The sequence below is a fragment of the Kitasatospora sp. NPDC058115 genome, assembly GCF_042884635.1.
In the GTDB taxonomy this organism is placed as follows: Bacteria; Actinomycetota; Actinomycetes; order Streptomycetales; family Streptomycetaceae; genus Kitasatospora.
The window spans coordinates 13181-29509 of sequence record NZ_JBHVTL010000038.1; the positions used below are offsets into that span (position 1 = coordinate 13181).

Here is a 16329-nt window from a genome sequence, read left to right on the forward strand (position 1 = left end):
AACCGTCCGCCTCGGGACCGTCCGCCGGACCTCCGCCCGCCGGCTCAGGCCTCCGTCGCGGACCGCTCGTCGCGCTCCGTCGCGGCCTGTGCGGCCTGCGCGGACGTGGTGCCCGCGCGCTTGCGCTGCACCCAGCCGGCGATGTTCCGCTGCTGGGCCCGGCCGACGCCGAGGGCGCCGGGCGGAACGTCGCTGGCGATCACCGAACCGGCCGCGGTGTAGGCGCCGTCGCCCACCGTGACCGGCGCGATGAACATGTTGTCGGATCCGGTACGGCAGTGCGCACCGATGACCGTGCGGTGCTTGTTGACCCCGTCGTAGTTCACGGTGACGGAGGCGGCGCCGACGTTGCTGCCCTCGCCGATGGTGGCGTCGCCGATGTAGGAGAGGTGCGGGACCTTGGCGCCCTCGCCCAGCTCCGAGTTCTTCACCTCGACGTAGGTGCCGACCTTGGCCTTGCGGGCCAGCCGGGCGCCCGGGCGCAGGTACGCGTACGGGCCGGCGGCGGCGTGGTCGCCGATCTCGGCGCGGTCCGCCGTGGTGTTGCTCACACGGGCCCCGGCGCCGATCCGGGTGTCCTTGATCGTCGAGTTCGGGCCGACCTCGCAGCCCTCGCCGAGGTGGGTGGAGCCCTGCAGCTGGGTGTTGGGCAGCACCACCGCGTCCGGCTCGTAGGAGACCTGCACGTCGAACCAGGTGGTCGCCGGGTCCACCACGGTCACGCCGGCCCGCATCGCCCGCTCCAGCAGCCGGTCGTTCAGCAGCCGGCGGGCGTGGGCGAGCTGCACCCGGTCGTTGATGCCGAGGATGTCGCGGTAGTCGTCGGCGACCACGGCGCCCACCCGGTGCCCGGCCCGGCGCAGGATCTCCAGGGTGTCGGTCAGGTACTCCTCGCCCTGCGAGTTGTCCGTGGTGACCTCGGCGAGCGCGTCCGCCAGCAGCTTGGCGTCGAAGGCGAACACCCCGGAGTTGATCTCGTCGATCGCCCGCTGGGCGTCCGAGGCGTCCTTCTCCTCGACGATCGCCGCGACCGCGCCGTCCGCCTCGTCGCGCAGGATCCGCCCGTAGCCGAACGGGTCCGGCACCACCGCGGTCAGCACGGTGACGCCGTTGCCCTGCTCGGTGTGGGCCGCGGCCAGCGCGCCCAGCGTCCCGCCGGTCAGCAGCGGCGCGTCGCCGGTGGTGACGATCACCGTGCCGTCCAGCTCGACCCCGTCGGCGGCCAGCGCCTCCAGCGCGGTGCGCACCGCGTGCCCGGTGCCGTTCTGCTCCTCCTGGACGACGGCGCGGGCGCCCGGGTGATGCGCCGCCAGGTGGTCGGCCACCTTCTCCCGCATGTGCCCGATCACCACGACCAGCTGGTCCGGCGTCAACTCCTCCGCCGCCGCCACCGCGTGGCCGACCAGGGACCGCCCGCACACCTCGTGCAGCACCTTCGGGAGGCTGTTCGACTTCATCCTGGTGCCACCGCCGGCGGCGAGGACGACAACGGCGGCAGGCGAATTGGCACTCACGGGGGGAGGCTCCTCATTCGGTGACACGGGGGAGGGCAGAGCAGCCAGCGACGGGACCCGCACGTCAGCGCCCTGGCCGCTTCGAGGATAGTGCGCGGAGCATGGCCGCTCCTCCGCCCCCGGGGGGCCGCCGCGCGTCGACCGCGGACCGGCCCGGGCCGACCGGCCCGCAGATGGCTCCCGGAGGAGGATTCGAACCCCCATAAGCTGGACCAAAACCAGCTGTCCTGCCCTTAGACGATCCGGGACCGGCGCATCCGCTCCCGTTCCGGGGGGCGCGCTCCGCCAAGAGTACGGGGTATGGGCCGTCACATCTACCTCCTCGGCCCGGCCCACCGGGGGCCCCGCCGGGATCCGAATGTCATCCATCCAGTCGGGTGAATTCACTCAAGCGCCGCCCGGCGGCGTATTCCCTCGGTGGCGGAGCGCAACCTACGATTCCGTAGGTTACGCCAACGTAGCTTCCGTCCTCTCCCCCCTCAAGGGACGCCCATGACCATCCAGGCCGGCGAGGCGCACGCCGATTCCGCGCGCCCCCTCGACTCCTCCGCCCCCGGACCCGACGCCCCCGCCCCGTCCACCTCCCCCGCCCCGGAGTCCTCCCCGCAGCAGCTCTCCGCCACCCGGGGCGGGGAGCGCCAGGGCGCCGCCGAGCGGATCGCGCTCGCGCTGTTCATCGCCGTGCCCTTCGCCGCCCTGGTCGCCGCCGTCCCGGTGGCCTGGGGCCGGGGGCTCGGCTGGACCGACGTCGCGATCGCCACCGTCATGTACTTCCTCACCTGCCACGGCATCACCGTCGGCTACCACCGCTACTTCACCCACGGCGCCTTCAAGGCCAACCGCCCGCTGCGGATCGCCCTCGCCGTGGCCGGCTCGCTGGCGATCGAGGGACCGCTGGTGCGCTGGGTGGCCGACCACCGCAAGCACCACCGGTTCAGCGACAAGGACGGCGACCCGCACTCGCCCTGGCGCTACGGCGAGAGCGTCCCGGCCCTGCTCAAGGGCCTGTGGTGGGCCCACATGGGCTGGCTCTTCGACGAGGAGCAGACCCCGCAGCTCAAGTACGCGCCGGACCTCGTCCGCGACCCGGCCATAAGGCGGATCTCCCGGCTGTTCTGGCTCTGGACCGCCCTGTCGATGCTGCTGCCGCCGCTGGTCGGCGGGCTGGTCACGCTCTCCTGGCAGGGCGCGCTGTCCGCCTTCTTCTGGGGCTCGCTGGTCCGGGTGGCACTGCTGCACCACGTCACCTGGTCGATCAACTCGATCTGCCACGCGGTCGGCCGCCGGCCGTTCCGCTCCCGGGACCGCTCCGGCAACGTCTGGTGGCTGGCCGTGCTCTCCTGCGGCGAGTCCTGGCACAACCTGCACCATGCCGACCCCACCTCGGCCCGGCACGGCGTCCTGCGCGGCCAGATCGACTCCTCGGCCCGGCTGATCCGCTGGTTCGAGCTGGCGGGCTGGGTCCGGGACGTCCGCTGGCCGGACGCGCAGCGGATCGCCGCCCGCCGCGCCGCATGAGGGCGCGCCTGCAGCATGATGTAGGGGTGAACGGGAGCAGCGCAGACAGCACAGGCGGCCACCAGAGCACGCGGACGGACGCCGCGCCCGGTCCGGCGCAGGCCCGTCCGCGTGCCGCCGCCGGGCCGGACGACGCTGCGCCGGCGCCGCGCCGGCGGGGTGGCCGGGTGCGGATGACCGGCAAGCAGCGCCGGGAGCAGCTGCTGGAGATCGGCCGCACGGTGTTCGCCGAGCGCGGCTACGACGGCACCTCGGTGGAGGAGATCGCCGAGCGGGCCGGGGTGTCCAAGCCGGTGGTGTACGAGCACTTCGGCGGCAAGGAGGGGCTCTACGCGGTGGTGGTCGACCGCGAGATGCAGCTGCTGCTCGACATGGTGACCGGGGCGCTGACCGGGGGGCACTCGCGCGAGCTGCTGGAGCAGGCGGCGTTCGCGCTGATGGACTACATCGACACCTCGACCGACGGCTTCCGGATCCTCGTGCGGGACTCCCCGGTGGCCCAGTCGACGGGCACCTTCGCGTCGCTGATCAGCGACATCGCGACCCAGGTGGAGGACATCCTCGGCCTGGAGTTCAAGGCGCGCGGCTTCGACGCGCGCCTCGCCCCGATGTACTCGCAGATGCTGGTGGGGATGGTCGCGCTGACCGGCCAGTGGTGGCTGGAGGTGCGCAAGCCGGAGAAGGCCGAGGTGGCCGCCCACCTGGTGAACCTGGCCTGGCACGGCCTGGAGGGGATGGAGCGGCACCCCAAGCTGGTCGGCGAGCGCAAGGCCTGAGCGCCGCCGGGGCGCGGCGCGCCTCAGGCCCGCTTCACGCCGACGGCGAAGATCCGGCGGAACGGGAAGACGGTGCCGTGCGGCCCGGCCGGGTAGGCCTCGCGCAGCAGCGCCCCGTACTCGGCGAGGAAGGCGGCCCGCTCGGCGCCGTCGCCGAGCCGGGTGAGGACGGGCCGCAGGGCGGTGCCCTTGACCCACTCCAGCACCGGGTCCGGCCCGGTGAGCAGGGTGCAGTAGGTGGTCTCCCAGACGTCGACGGCGCAGCCCGCGGCGGCGAGCGCGTCGAGGTAGGCGGCGGGCTCGTGGACGCCGGACCGGGTGGCGTCCTCGCCGACGACGGACCGCCAGCGGGGGCTGCGGCGCAGTGCGGCGAGCGCCGTGTGACTGGGCGAGCCGAAGTTGCCGGGCACCTGGAAGGCGATCACCCCGCCGGGCTCCAGCGCCTCCGCCCAGCGCGGCAGCAACTCGATGTGCCGGGGGACCCACTGCAGGGTCGCGTTGGAGACGATGGCGTCCGGCGCCGCCTCCGCCGGGTCGTAGTCGGCGGCGTCGGCGAGCAGGTAGTCGGCGGTGGGCTCGCCGTCGGCACGGGCGGCGGCGAGCATCTCGGCGGAGTTGTCGACCCCGGTGATCCGGGCGGCGGGCCAGCGTTCGCGCAGGACGGCGGTGGAGTTGCCGGGGCCGCAGCCGATGTCGAGGACGGTCGGGGCGGGTTCGTGGGGGACGGCGGGCACCCGGGCGAGCAGGTCGTGCAGCGGCCGGGTCCGTTCGTCGGCGAAGCGCAGGTACTGCTCGGGGTCCCAGACGGGAGCGGGCACGGGGGCCTCCCAAAGTATCTCGACATCAAGATATCCATGCCAGCTTCGGTACTGGATTTCTCGATGTCAAGAGACTTCACATCGACACAACCCCCGATACACTGATCGTCATGGAGGACGAGGTCGATCGGCTGGTCGCAGCATGGCGCAGAGAGCGCCCCGACCTCGACGTGGAACCGCTCGAAGTGCTCAGCCGGGTCAGCCGGCTCGCCCGCCACCTCGACCGCGCCCGCCGGACCGCCTTCGCCGAGCACGGCCTCGAACCCTGGGAGTTCGACGTCCTGACCGCGCTGCGACGGGCCGGCTCCCCCTACCAGCTCTCCCCCGGCCAGCTGCTCACCCAGACCCTGGTCACCTCCGGCACCATGACCAACCGGATCGACCGGCTCACCGGCAAGGGCCTGGTCAAGCGGCTGCCCGACCCGGACGACCGGCGCGGCGTCCTCGTCCGGCTCACCGACGACGGGCGCGACCGCGCCGACCAGGCGCTCGCCGGGCTGCTCGCGCACGAGCGCGAACTGCTCGCCCAGCTGACCTCCGCCCAGCAGGGCGAGCTCGCCGGTCTGCTGCGGCAGCTGGTCGCGCCGTTCGACAACATCCCGTAGCCGGCGGCGCCGCCCGCGCCCCCGTCCGCACGCCGCAGGGCCCCCGCCCGGCGGGCCCGAGGGCCCGGGCCGTGTTCGGGTACGACGGGCGGGCTGATCAGCCGGCGCCCGGAGCGGTGGACGTGGCGACCGACGACGGGACGGCGGGAGTCACGAGCTCGGACGGGCTGACGCCCGCCCGGCGGGCCACCGCGACGGCGGCCAGGGTGGAGTGCACCCCGAGCTTGCCGAGGACGTTCTGCATGTGCGTGCGGACGGTGTGCGGGGAGAGGTAGAGCCGCTCGGCGACGGCCTGCCGCCCGAGGCCCGCGACCATGCAGCGAAGGATCTGCTTCTCCCGCGGGGTGAGCGTGTCGACCAGGCGCTCGCTCTCGGTGCGGTCCCGGCGGGCCGTGGTGAGCTCGCGGATCACCCCGGTGAGCAGCGCGGGCGGCAGGTGGGTCTCGTCCCGCAGCACGCCCCGGATCACCGCCAGCAGCCGGGCCAGTGAACTCTCCTTCGCCACCCAGCCGGTGGCCCCGGCGTGCAGGGCGCGGGCGGCCCGCTGCGGGTCGTCGGCGGTGGCCAGGACGATCGCCCGCAGACCGGGGTGGTGACGGCGGACCCGGGCCAGCAGGGTGATGCCGTCGGGGACCGGGGCGGCGGACGAGGAGGCCGCCGGGGGCGCGTGGGGAGCGGACGGGGCCGCCGTCGCGGGGTGCGGTTCCGCCGGGTACGGGCCGGCCGGGCGCGCGGCCGGGTGCCGGGCCGCGCCGCCGGGGGAACCGGCCGGGCCGGTGGCCGGGGCCGCCGGGGGACGCCGGGGGGACGGCAGCGCGGGGGCCGGGCGGCGGCGCAGCGCGTCGGGCGGATCGGCACCCGGCTGGCGGGGCTTGCGCGCGGCCCCGGACCCGCCCTCGGCCACTCCGAGATCGGCGTCCACCAGGACCACGTCGAACGCCCGCCCCTCGGTGGCGGCGCGCTCCAGCGCCCGCTCCGCGGCGGCCGCGCTGCCCGCCGCGCCGACCTCGACGTCGGGCTCGGCGGCGAGTGCCGCGGCCAGTGCCTCGGCGAAGATCCGGTGGTCGTCGACCACCAGGACGCGGATCCGCCCCATCGTCACTTCCCCCCTGCTCAGCTCCGGGCTCGTCCGGGACGGCGCGCCCCACGTCCCGCCGCCGCCGTCCGGGCGCGTCCTGCGCCGGCCGCCTCCCGGGCATCCGGAAGGACCGCGGTGCCGGCCCCCACCGGTACCGGAATTCAGCGTACGGGGTACGCGCCGACTCGGTGGGGATTCGGTGAAGTTTCGTCAGGAGGTGCGAATCCGGCCCGACTTGATGCCATCGGCCGCTCCGCCTCCGGTGAGCGCCGGTCGCCGGAACACCGAGGGCGGAAACGCCGAGGGCGGAAACGCCGAGGGCGGAAACGCCGAGCGCCGCCCTCTTCCGTCCGGACGGAAGGGGGCGGCGCTCGGCGGACCGGAGGGGCCGGCGGGCCTACAGGCCGTTCTTCTCCAGCGTGAACTTCCAGGCGTCGGCGACGATGTCGTCCAGGTTCGGCCGGCGCGGGGTCCAGCCCAGCTCCCGGTGGGCCCGCTCGGCGGAGGCCACCAGCACGGCCGGGTCGCCGGCGCGGCGGCCGGAGACCACGACCGGGATCTCCCGGCCGGTGACGCGCTTGACCGACTCGATCACCTCGCGGACCGAGAAGCCGCTGCCGTTGCCCAGGTTGCAGATCAGGTGCTCGCCCGGCTTGGCGGCGTCCAGCGCCAGCAGGTGCGCGTCGGCCAGGTCCGCGACGTGGATGTAGTCGCGGATGCAGGTGCCGTCCGGGGTCGGGTAGTCGTCGCCGTACACCGCGATGTGCTCGCGCTGCCCGAGGGCGGCCTGGAACACCAGCGGGATCAGGTGCGACTCGGGGTCGTGCCGCTCGCCGTACGCGCCGTACGCGCCCGCCACGTTGAAGTAGCGCAGCGAGACGGCGGCCAGGCCGTGGGCGACGGCCTCACTGGTGATCAGGTGGTCCACGGCGAGCTTGGTGGCGCCGTAGGTGTTGGTCGGCGCGGTGCGGGCCGTCTCGGCGATCGGCACCGACTCCGGCTCGCCGTAGGTGGCGGCGGTCGACGAGAACACCAGCTTGCGCACACCCGCCGCGCGCATCGCGGCGACCAGCTCCAGCGAGCCGGCCACGTTGTTGCGCCAGTACTTCTCCGGGTCCGCGACCGACTCGCCGACCTGCGAGGAGGCGGCGAAGTGCAGCACACCGTCGAAGGAGGCGTCCAGGACCTTGCCGGCCTCCTGGATCCGGCCCTCGACGAACTCGGCACCGGCCGGCACGCCCTCGCGGAAGCCGGTCGAGAGGTCGTCCAGGACGGTCACCTGGTGTCCCGCTTCCAGCAGGTGGGCGGCGACCACACTGCCGACATAGCCGGCGCCACCCGTGACCAGGTACTTACTCATGATGCGACCTCCAGCGGGCGATGGGCCGCCGTCGGCGGGCCATCGGGGACGTACGTACGACTGCGGCCTATTCTCCCTGGCCGCCGGGGGTGCTCCGGACCATCCCGGGGACCCTTTCCGGCCCCTCCCCCGCCCGCTCCCGCCGGTCTCCACCGGCCCGTCGACGGCCCGCCGCCCGCGCGTCGTCCCCGCGTCGCCCGCCGGTCAGCCGCGCGCCATCCGCTCCAGCATCCCGGTGCGCGCCGCGACCGCCGCCGCCTCCAGCCGGGTCCGCGCGCCGAGCTTCATCAGCACCCGCTGCACGTGCGTGCGGGCCGTGCTCGCCGCGATCCGCATCCCCGCCGCGATCGCCGCGGTGTCCTCGCCGTCCGCGATCCTGGCCAGCACCTGGACCTCCCGCCGGGTCAGCAGCCGCAGCAGCCGCACCGCCTCGTCGTCCGGTTCGGCGGCCGGCCTCAGCAGCTGGTCGAACGCGCCGCGCAGCACCTCCACCGCGACCGCCGCCTCCCCCGCCCGGGCCCGCGCGATCGCCCGCTCGACCACCTCGATCCGCTCGTCGCTCGGCACGTACCCGGCCGCACCCGACGCGAACGCCCCTGCCACGCCCCGCAGTTCACCGACCGGCCCGAGCACGATCACGGCCACCTCGGGCCGTTCCCGGCGGATCCGCCGCAAGCCGTCGAACGCCCCCGGCTCCCCCGGCGCGGCCACCCCCAGCAGACACACCTCCGGCCGCCGGCCCGCCACCAGATCGGCCGCCGACGAGGCCGGCGAACCCACCGCCAGCACCCGGTGACCGCGCAGTTGGAGCGCGGTGGCCAGCGCCTCGGCCAACAGCCGGTGGTCGTCCACCACGACGAGACGAACACCCATGAGACCCCTCCAGGCCGGCTTCCCGCCCGCAGCCCCGCCCGGCTGGGGAAGTCGGCCGATGACGCTCCATCAGAGCGCATTCCGTACCCGACCTGCCAGACCGTCTCACCGGGCCGTCCCACCACCCGGCCGTGCGGGCACAACGAAAAGGACCCCCGCCCGGAGGCGGAGGTCCTGACCGAGCCCCCATGCGGAATCGAACCGCAGACCTTCTCCTTACCATGGAGACGCTCTACCGACTGAGCTATAGGGGCCTGTTCCCTGTTCGCGCTCCCCGACCCCGCCTTCCGGCCCGGTCCGCTCGCTCGAACAAGGAAGACATTACACGGCCGGGGGGCCGATTGGGAAATCGGTCGCGGCCGTCCGACCGCGCAGCGCACCCGCCGCCGCCAGGTCCGTTCCGGCGGTCTCCGGCAGCAGTCGCAGGCAGAGCAGCGCCACCACTCCCCACACCGCCAGGTACCAGCCGACCGGCTCCGCCGTCCCGTACGCCTCGGTCAGCCTGGTCGCGATCAGCGGCGTCGTCGCCCCGCCCACCACCCCGCCCAGGTTGTACGTCAGCGCCGCCCCCGTGTACCGCACCCGGGTCGGGAACAGCTCCGGCAGGAACGCCGCCAGCGGCCCCAGCAGGCACCCCAGCACCACCATCGCCCCCGCCAGCGCCACGAACATCAGCTCCCGCCGCTCCGTCTCCAGCAGCGGGAACAGCACCAGTCCCCACGCCACCGCCAGCCCCGTCGCCCCCTGCAGCGTCCGCCGCCGGCCCCACCCGTCACTGCGCCGGGCGCTCAGCCACACCGTCACCGCCTTCCCCGCCGCACCGGCCAGCAGCATCGACAGCACCACCGTGCTCGGCACCCCGAGCCCCGTCGTCGCGTACGCCAGCGCGTACGTGGTGGTCAGGTAGAACAGCGCGTACCCCACCGTGATCGCCCCGCAGCCCACCAGCACCGTCCGCCAGTGCCCGCGCAGCACCTCCACCACCGGCACCCGCTCCGCCCCGCCCCGCGCCCCGTCCCGTGCCCCGCCCCGGAACAGTGGCGTCTCCTCCAGCCGCAGCCGCACGAACAGCCCCACCGCCACCAGCGCCAACGACGCCAGGAACGGCACCCGCCAGCCCCAGGACCGGAACGCCCCCTCGTCCAGCCAGAGTTGCAGCACCAGGAACACCCCGTTGGCGAGCACGAACCCGGTCGTCGGCCCCAACTGCAGATACGCCCCGTACCGCCCCCGCCGCCCCGCCGGCGCGTTCTCCGCCACCAGCAGCGCCGCACCGCCCCACTCCCCGCCCAGCCCCACCCCCTGGCACACCCGCAGCACCACCAGCACCACCGGCGCCCACCACCCCCACGCCCCGAACCCCGGCAGCACTCCCACCGCCGCCGTCGACAACCCCATCAGCAGCAGCGACACCACCAACGTCGTCTTCCGCCCCAGCCGGTCCCCGAAGTGCCCGAACACCACCGCCCCCAGCGGCCGCGCCAGGAACGCCACCGCGTACACCGAGAACGCCGCCAACAGCGCTCCCACCGTGCCCAGTTCGGGAAAGAACACCTCACCGAAGACCAGCGCCGCCGCCGTGCCGTAGATGAAGAAGTCGTAGAACTCGATCGCCGTACCGATCAACGCCGCCGCAGCGGCCCGCCGCATCTGCCCCGTCGCACCCATACCCCCAACCCTGGCGACCCCGCCCCACCCCCGACAGCACCCACCCGAGTGACACCCGCGCTCACCCCGGCCCCCACGCCCCCACCCGCCGGGGGCCGCCCCTCACCTCACGTAGGAACCACCGGACGGCCCGGTCGACCGCCGCCTCCGCACCATCACCACAACCACCCCGGCCACGACCAGCACCGCCACGCCTGCCGCCACCCCGACGACCAGACCGTTCCCCGCCCGTGACGGCTCTTCCTTCTCCTTCTCACCCGCCCCCTCCTGCGGCAACACCGCAGCAGAGGCGGAAGCGGGCGGCGGGACCGGGCTCGACGGTTCGGCGGGTGCCGACGGCGCCGCGCTCTCGGTCGGATCCGCCAGGGGACTCACATCGGCCGGCCCCGGATCACCCGGCGTGGTCAGCGCGACGCGAGGACGGACGATTCCATAACCGATGAAGTCGGTCCGAGTCGAGCCGTCCTTGGGCTTTCCGGCCGTATTGATCAGTACCCTGGCGATCTGGTTCGGAGCCCAATCCGGATGAACCGACCAGAGAAGGGCCGCCGAGGCGGAGACCAGAGCGGTGGCGTCGGAAGTGCCGTGCTTCTTGCAATAACCGGATTCCGCGGCACACGACGTGTAGATGTCCACCCCGGGGGCGGCGATGTCGATCTGAGGGCCGTGCTCGGACTCCTCGGTGGCCGTTCCGGCGCGGTCGGCCGCGGCCACCGCGATGATGCTCGGAAGAGCGGCGGGATACAGAACGGGATTCCCCTGCTGCCCGCTGTTCCCGGCACCCGCGACGACCAGTGCACCCTTCCCGTTGGCGTACTTCACGGACTTCTCCAGTTCGGCGATGTCTCCCGTGGAGACTCCGGAGGAACCCGCGACCGACGAGACGTTGATGACCCTCGCCCCTTGATCCGCCGCGAAGGTGATGCCTTGGCTCACCTGCTTGAGATAGTCGGATGCATCGATCGGCTGCGCCGGGTCGTCGTTGATGTTGATCTTGATCGGAAGAATCTTGGCGTCAGGCGCGAGACCGTACGCGCCCTTCCCTGCCATCCCCTTCCCGGACCCCGCGATGAGACCGGCGATTCCCGTGCCGTGGCCGCTCTTGTCCACACCGACGCCACCGGACAGCCCGCTCATGTCCTTTCCTGGCAGGAACTGACCCACCAGGTCCGGGTGGTCGAGTCGGAACCCCCCGTCGATCACCGCCACGGTGATCCCCCGGCCCTTGCTCGTCTGCCAGATCTCCGGCGCCTTCATGGTGTCCAGGTGCCACTGCTGGTCCCGGATCGAATCCACCGCGGCCGCCGGGCCCACGGCAGGCCCGGCCACGATGCCCGCAGCCAGCAACACCGCGGCGAACCCCCGCCCACGCACACGTACGTTCGTCCGCCGCATCACTGCTCCCTCGTCACTTTCCCCGTCGGGCCCGGGCACCGGCCCGTGCAGGACTGCCCGGCCACCGGGTGTGGGCCCCGTGGCCGGGCAGTCGTTCCGGACTACTCAATCACGCCCGGATTGCTCTTCGGAGTACCGCTGGTCCAGGTCTCCTCGTCCTCGTGCAGGTAGTCGGCCCGACGGCCGCGCTCACGCTCGCGCCGCTCCCCCGCGCCGCCGCCCATCATGCCCGGGCCCATCATGCCGTTCTGGCCCGGCCGTGCCGCACTCTCGGCAGCCGCCGCACCGGCCGCGGCCGCCCGGCTGCGAAGGCCGCTGCCACCCGGGGTGAACTCCCCGCCGGCCACCGGCCCCTTGGCCCCACCGACCACGCCGCCGACGACACCGCCGCCGGTCGAGCTGTAACCCCGACCGCGCGAACCACCGACCACGCCACCCCCGTAGCCGCCGCCCGGGTGCACGCCTCCGCCCGGACCGCCGAAGCCGCCCCCGCCGGCGGGCCCTCCGGCCCGCCCCTGGGCTGCCTCGCGCGACCCGAACACGGTCCCGCCGTTGGTCGGTACCGGAGCGCCGCCCTTCGCCGGCAGGTTCCCGCCGCCGAAGGTGCTGGTCCGGTTCGGAGGCACCGAGCCCCCGCCGCCGCCCTTCAGCGGCACGGTCCCGCCGGTGAACGGACCCGTACCGCCCATCGGGATCGGCCCGCCCCCGGCAAAGGGACCCGGCCCGCCGCCCGGAAGACCGGGGTACCCGGGGCCGCCACCCTGGGGGTGGGGAGACACGGGCCCACCGCCGGACGGTCCCACCGGCCCGGTCTGCCCGGGCAGCGTCGGCACCGAAGGCAGACTGTCCAGCCCGGTGCTGGGGCGGTCGCCGGGGAACGTGGTCGGCGGGGTCACCACCCCGGACGTGCCGGGGTCACCCGGCAGCGGCACCGAACCACCGTGCGGCGGGGTCGGAACGCTACGCCCCGGAGTCTGCGGCGCGTCCGGCACCGACGTCCTCGGACGCGGCGCCACGACGGAACCGCCACCACCGCCGTAGCCGCCACCGCCGGCCGGGACGTTGCCCCCGCCGCTGTAGCCGCCACCGGAAGACCGGCCGCCCCCTCCGGAGCCGTAGGATCCACCACCCGGCCCGACCGGAACCTCGGTTCCACCGTCGACCGCCTTCGGGCCGTCGCCGGGGGTGCCCGGCAGCTCGGGCAACTTGAGCCCGTTCAGCTTGGCGGTCGCCGCCTCGTACGCCTGCCCCAGCTTCTCCATCTGGTGGATGGCTTCCTGGTGCGCGGTGTCCACCCGCTTCTGCGCCGCTGCGGCCTCCGCGTAGGAGACCCAGGTCGGGTCCTCCTTCTTCATGATCGCGTCGGTCGTCGCCGTCGGGTTGCCGATGCCGGCGATGCTCAGCGGTGAAGGCTTCAGGCACGGCTGCGTGGCGTGCCGCTTGACCACGTCGATGTCCTTGGTCGGCACCTCCGGCACACCGGTCTTGGCGCTGCCCAGGGCCTCACCGGCCTGGACCATCGCGTCGCCGGCGCCCTTGGAGTACTCGCTGATCATCGAGGCCGACTTGTTCAGGTTGCCGGCCCAGGTCTTGAAGTTCTCGGCCGCCGGCCCCTCCCACTGGATCTGCCCGACGTGGGCGGCCAGGGCCCGGCTGAGGTCGTCAAGCACCCGCCCGGCGTCCTTCAGCTGGTTGCCACGGCTGGTCACCTTCGCCGGATCGCTGCCGACGACCATCGACTTGAGCTGCGGATGGTTAATGCCCTCGAAGTTCGTTCCGCCCGCCATCAGTTACCCCCCGTTCCGGTCGATCCCGCGCACCCGCGCGCCATCAGTAGTCACCGCTCTTCGCCGCCGGCCCGTTGGGCCCGGCGGCCGGGGTGTAGGTGTCCGCGTTCTTCGCGACCGCGTTGACCGCCGTCGTCTGGTGCTCCTCGTTGCTGCCGTAGCTGCCCGCCGTCTGGGCGACCGCCTGGCTCATCTTGTCGATCTGCTCCGCGAACGCCTTCGAGAGCTGCGAGATCGCCGCATGGGTCCGGTCGTACGCCGCCATCAGGTCCGTGGACTCGTGGAAGCCGGTGCCGAGGTTGCCCGCGGTCAGCTTCTGTTCCTTGATCTTGTGCTGAGCCGCCTCCGAGCCCTCCAGCGAGGCCAGGAGCGCGTCCACCTTCTTCTTGAATGTGGTCAGCGTGTCGAGCTCGATCTTGACGTCCTTGGAGCCGAACGCCGCCACCAGTGCGGTGGCGCTGACGTCGACCTGGACCTGGCCGACCACGCGACCGACCCAACTGTTGTCGAGCGTCCACGGCTTCACTTCACCGTTGGGGCCGTCGGCCCAGCCCGCGCCGCCCGGTCCAGCCTCGCCTGGCACAGCAATCCACCTCTCCCCCGTGCGCGGCGCGCCCCCGCAGGTCGCCGCACCGCGACACAACGTCAACTACTCAACCCTGCGGCCCCGCACCGTCCACGCCTCGGGACGGGTGGCGCCTCGTTCATCGTAGCCACCGCCCCCGTCGGACCGGCAGGGCCCATGGCCCGCCCGTACGCGATCGGTACGAACTTGACACGTCCGGTCCGGTGGACGCCGTTAGACTGGCCGGGTCCGGTCACCCCGGACGCGTCCTCATCTGCCGCGCAGCGTCGCACAGCAGCGACCCCGGCCGCCCCTGCCCGTCCGGTCCAGCACCGGCCCGGCCCGGCGGCCCCGCCGCGGATCGGATGGCCCACGTGAGCCGCAACACCGCCGCAGACGCCCCCTGGTGGGCGCGGGCCGCGCGTCCGGCGAGGCCGGTGGCACCGGTCGCGCCGATGGTGCGGGCCGCGATCGGCATGGCGCTGGCACTGGCCGCCGGAGTGCTGACGCACCGGGTGGACCTGGGAGTGTTCGCCGGGCTCGGCGCGATGCACGCCACCATGAACGACCGGGTCGAGCCGGTGCGGCTGCGGGCCCGACGGATCGTCACCGCCGTGGGCGCCTCGGCGCTGGGGATGCTGGTGGGCAGCGCGTTGCAGCACGGCGGGGCCGGCGGTCCCGCGCTGGGCGCGGCACTGACCGTGACGGCGTTCGTCTCGGGGGCGTTGAGCGCGACGGGGCCGCGGGGTTCCGCGGCGGGGCTGCTGCTGCTCGTCTCCGCCGCGCTCGGCAGCGGCATGCCGCTGCCGCACCCGTGGTGGGCGGGGGCTCCGATGATGGCCGCGGGTGCCGCGCTCGTCCTGCTGCTCGGTCCGCCGCCGCGTCGGCGCAGGCCCCCCGCCGCCGACCCCGCCACCCGGGCGCTCGCCGCCGCGTACGACGCGCTCGGCCGGATGCTCGCCGATCTGGGGACGCCGCGCGGCGCGGCCTCCCGCCGGCTCCTGACCGACCGTCTGAACCAGCTGCAGGACGTGCTTCCGCCCACCCACCACCCCCACCCCGGCCAGGAGATGTACCGGGCCGCGCTCGCCGCGACCGAGGCCGCCACCGGTCTGCTCTGGGCCCGGCGCCCGGTGCCGCCCGAGGTCGCCGCCGTCCCGGGCCGGCTGGCCCGGGCGGTGGAGCGCGGTGGCGGCGAGGTGGCGGTGCCCGGCTGGGCGCCGGACACGCCGTCCCGGCGGGCGCTGGACGCGGCGCTGCGCGCGGCCGCCGGCACCGTGGCGGGCCGGACGGCGGCGCCCGGCACGGCGCCGGTGCCGCCGCCGGAGCCGTGGCGGCTGCGGGTGCGGCTGGTGTCGCCCGCCGCCGCGCGGTACGGGGCGCGGCTCGCGCTGTGCGTGGCGGCCGGTGCGGCGGTGACGGCCGCGATGCCGCTGAGCAGGAGCTACTGGGTGCCGATGACGATCGCCTTCGTGCTGAAGCCGGACCTCGGCTCGGTGTTCCTGCGCGCGGTGAGCCGTTCGGTCGGGACGGTGCTGGGGGTGGCGGTGACGGCGGCGGTGCTGGCGCCGGCGCCCGGTCCGTGGGCGCTGGTGGCGATCGCCGCGCTGTGCGTGGCCCTGCTGCCGTACGCCACGGCGGCGCACTACGGGCTGAACACGGTCGTCATGACGCCAATGGCGCTGGTCCTGCTGCAACTGGGCGGGCAGGACGGGGCGGCCGGGTTCTGGCCCCGGGTGCTGGACACCGCGCTGGCCAGCGCGATCGTGCTGCTGCTCGGCTACCTGCTGTGGCCCGAGCGGCCCCGGCACCGGATCGAGCCGCGCCTGGTGGCCGCGACGACGGCGCTCAAGGCCTACCTGGGCTCGGTCGCCCGGCCGGACGGCTCGCACCAGGACGACTCGCGCCAGGACAACCCGCACCAGAACGGCTCCCGGCAGAACGGAGCGCCCCCGGACCCCGCACCGCACGCCGCACCGCACGACGACCGCCACCACGCCGAGGTGTGGCTGCGCCGCACCGCCTACCGCGCGCTGGCCGACGCCCGGGCCGAGGTGGAGCGGGCGCTCGCCGAGCCGCCCCCGGCCGGGCGCCCGGCCGCCGAGTGGCTGCCCGCGACCGCCGCCCTGGAGCGGCTGAGCGGCGCGGTGGCGGCGTTCGCCGCGCAGCGCCGGTACGGCGGCCGGGTGCCGGACCCGGTGGAGGTGGAGCGGGTCGGCCGGGCGCTGGACGCGCTGACGGCCGCGGCCCGCGCGCACCGTCCGCCGACCGGGGCGGCGGCGCGTCCGACCCGCCCGCACGACCCGGCGCGCAGTGCGCTGGGCCGCGCGGCGGACGAGCTGGACGCGCTGCTGGCCGACGGCTCCTGAGCC

General features: G+C 74.5%; 13 protein-coding genes and 2 tRNA genes. 4 read left to right on the forward strand and 11 right to left on the reverse strand.

The features are described 5' to 3' along the window. Window positions 1-44 precede the first annotated feature (44 nt). Window positions 45-1514, reverse strand: a complete 1470-nt coding sequence (glmU, locus tag ACFVVL_RS31490) for a bifunctional UDP-N-acetylglucosamine diphosphorylase/glucosamine-1-phosphate N-acetyltransferase GlmU (RefSeq protein ID WP_387681225.1) — start codon at window positions 1512-1514, stop codon at window positions 45-47. Window positions 1515-1688: 174 nt separating this feature from the next. Next, window positions 1689-1762: transfer RNA gene (locus ACFVVL_RS31495), tRNA-Gln, on the reverse strand. A gap of 244 nt (window positions 1763-2006) precedes the next feature. Here ACFVVL_RS31495 and ACFVVL_RS31500 point away from each other — a divergent pair. Further along, complete coding sequence (locus tag ACFVVL_RS31500) at window positions 2007-3032, forward strand: acyl-CoA desaturase (protein ID WP_387681228.1); 1026 nt, start codon at window positions 2007-2009, stop codon at window positions 3030-3032. 173 nt (window positions 3033-3205) lie between these two features. Then, window positions 3206-3808: a TetR/AcrR family transcriptional regulator gene (locus ACFVVL_RS31505; protein ID WP_350551889.1), complete on the forward strand. Its 603-nt coding sequence runs from the start codon at window positions 3206-3208 to the stop codon at window positions 3806-3808. 23 nt (window positions 3809-3831) lie between these two features. On the opposite strand, the gene ACFVVL_RS31510 is transcribed toward ACFVVL_RS31505, so the two are convergent. Continuing rightward, window positions 3832-4626, reverse strand: coding sequence for a trans-aconitate 2-methyltransferase (locus ACFVVL_RS31510; RefSeq protein ID WP_380295878.1), 795 nt, complete (start codon window positions 4624-4626; stop codon window positions 3832-3834). A gap of 110 nt (window positions 4627-4736) precedes the next feature. Here ACFVVL_RS31510 and ACFVVL_RS31515 point away from each other — a divergent pair, with 110 nt between their 5' ends. Beyond that, a complete protein-coding gene (locus ACFVVL_RS31515; RefSeq protein ID WP_320435994.1) occupies window positions 4737-5231 on the forward strand; it encodes a MarR family transcriptional regulator in 495 nt (164 codons plus the stop codon). Window positions 5232-5328: 97 nt separating this feature from the next. Here the strand turns inward: ACFVVL_RS31515 and ACFVVL_RS31520 are convergent, their stop codons facing one another. From ACFVVL_RS31520 to ACFVVL_RS31555, 8 genes are all read right to left on the reverse strand, one after another. Continuing rightward, window positions 5329-6327, reverse strand: a complete 999-nt coding sequence (locus tag ACFVVL_RS31520; protein ID WP_380295877.1) for a LuxR C-terminal-related transcriptional regulator — start codon at window positions 6325-6327, stop codon at window positions 5329-5331. 379 nt (window positions 6328-6706) lie between these two features. Beyond that, window positions 6707-7669, reverse strand: a complete 963-nt coding sequence (gene galE / locus ACFVVL_RS31525) for a UDP-glucose 4-epimerase GalE (RefSeq protein WP_387681234.1) — start codon at window positions 7667-7669, stop codon at window positions 6707-6709. A 204-nt stretch (window positions 7670-7873) separates the two neighbouring features. Continuing rightward, window positions 7874-8542, reverse strand: a complete 669-nt coding sequence (locus tag ACFVVL_RS31530; protein WP_387681237.1) for a LuxR C-terminal-related transcriptional regulator — start codon at window positions 8540-8542, stop codon at window positions 7874-7876. Between the two features lie 181 nt (window positions 8543-8723). Beyond that, window positions 8724-8796: transfer RNA gene (locus tag ACFVVL_RS31535), tRNA-Thr, on the reverse strand. 67 nt (window positions 8797-8863) lie between these two features. Continuing rightward, window positions 8864-10210, reverse strand: coding sequence for an MFS transporter (locus ACFVVL_RS31540; protein ID WP_387681240.1), 1347 nt, complete (start codon window positions 10208-10210; stop codon window positions 8864-8866). 102 nt (window positions 10211-10312) lie between these two features. Then, a complete protein-coding gene (mycP, locus tag ACFVVL_RS31545) occupies window positions 10313-11605 on the reverse strand; it encodes a type VII secretion-associated serine protease mycosin (RefSeq protein ID WP_387681243.1) in 1293 nt (430 codons plus the stop codon). A gap of 101 nt (window positions 11606-11706) precedes the next feature. Continuing rightward, window positions 11707-13392, reverse strand: coding sequence for a WXG100 family type VII secretion target (locus tag ACFVVL_RS31550; RefSeq protein ID WP_387681245.1), 1686 nt, complete (start codon window positions 13390-13392; stop codon window positions 11707-11709). Between the two features lie 43 nt (window positions 13393-13435). After that, a complete protein-coding gene (locus ACFVVL_RS31555; protein ID WP_380293869.1) occupies window positions 13436-13975 on the reverse strand; it encodes a hypothetical protein in 540 nt (179 codons plus the stop codon). A 356-nt stretch (window positions 13976-14331) separates the two neighbouring features. On the opposite strand from ACFVVL_RS31555, the gene ACFVVL_RS31560 reads away from it, so the two are divergent. After that, window positions 14332-16326 (forward strand): FUSC family protein, encoded by a 1995-nt coding sequence (locus tag ACFVVL_RS31560; protein WP_387681248.1) that lies wholly within the window; start codon window positions 14332-14334, stop codon window positions 16324-16326. Window positions 16327-16329: the final 3 nt, after the last annotated feature.

What these genes read in the sequence shown, in the direction of transcription:
- ACFVVL_RS31500 (WP_387681228.1), top strand. Translation starts at nt 2,007, where the DNA reads ATGACCATCCAGGCCGGCGAGGCGCACGCCGATTCCGCGCGCCCCCTC.
- ACFVVL_RS31505 (WP_350551889.1), top strand. Translation starts at nt 3,206, where the DNA reads ATGACCGGCAAGCAGCGCCGGGAGCAGCTGCTGGAGATCGGCCGCACG.
- ACFVVL_RS31515 (WP_320435994.1), top strand. Translation starts at nt 4,737, where the DNA reads ATGGAGGACGAGGTCGATCGGCTGGTCGCAGCATGGCGCAGAGAGCGC.
- ACFVVL_RS31520 (WP_380295877.1), bottom strand. Translation starts at nt 6,327, where the DNA reads ATGGGGCGGATCCGCGTCCTGGTGGTCGACGACCACCGGATCTTCGCC.
- galE (WP_387681234.1), bottom strand. Translation starts at nt 7,669, where the DNA reads ATGAGTAAGTACCTGGTCACGGGTGGCGCCGGCTATGTCGGCAGTGTG.
- ACFVVL_RS31530 (WP_387681237.1), bottom strand. Translation starts at nt 8,542, where the DNA reads ATGGGTGTTCGTCTCGTCGTGGTGGACGACCACCGGCTGTTGGCCGAG.
- ACFVVL_RS31540 (WP_387681240.1), bottom strand. Translation starts at nt 10,210, where the DNA reads ATGGGTGCGACGGGGCAGATGCGGCGGGCCGCTGCGGCGGCGTTGATC.
- mycP (WP_387681243.1), bottom strand. Translation starts at nt 11,605, where the DNA reads ATGCGGCGGACGAACGTACGTGTGCGTGGGCGGGGGTTCGCCGCGGTG.
- ACFVVL_RS31550 (WP_387681245.1), bottom strand. Translation starts at nt 13,392, where the DNA reads ATGGCGGGCGGAACGAACTTCGAGGGCATTAACCATCCGCAGCTCAAG.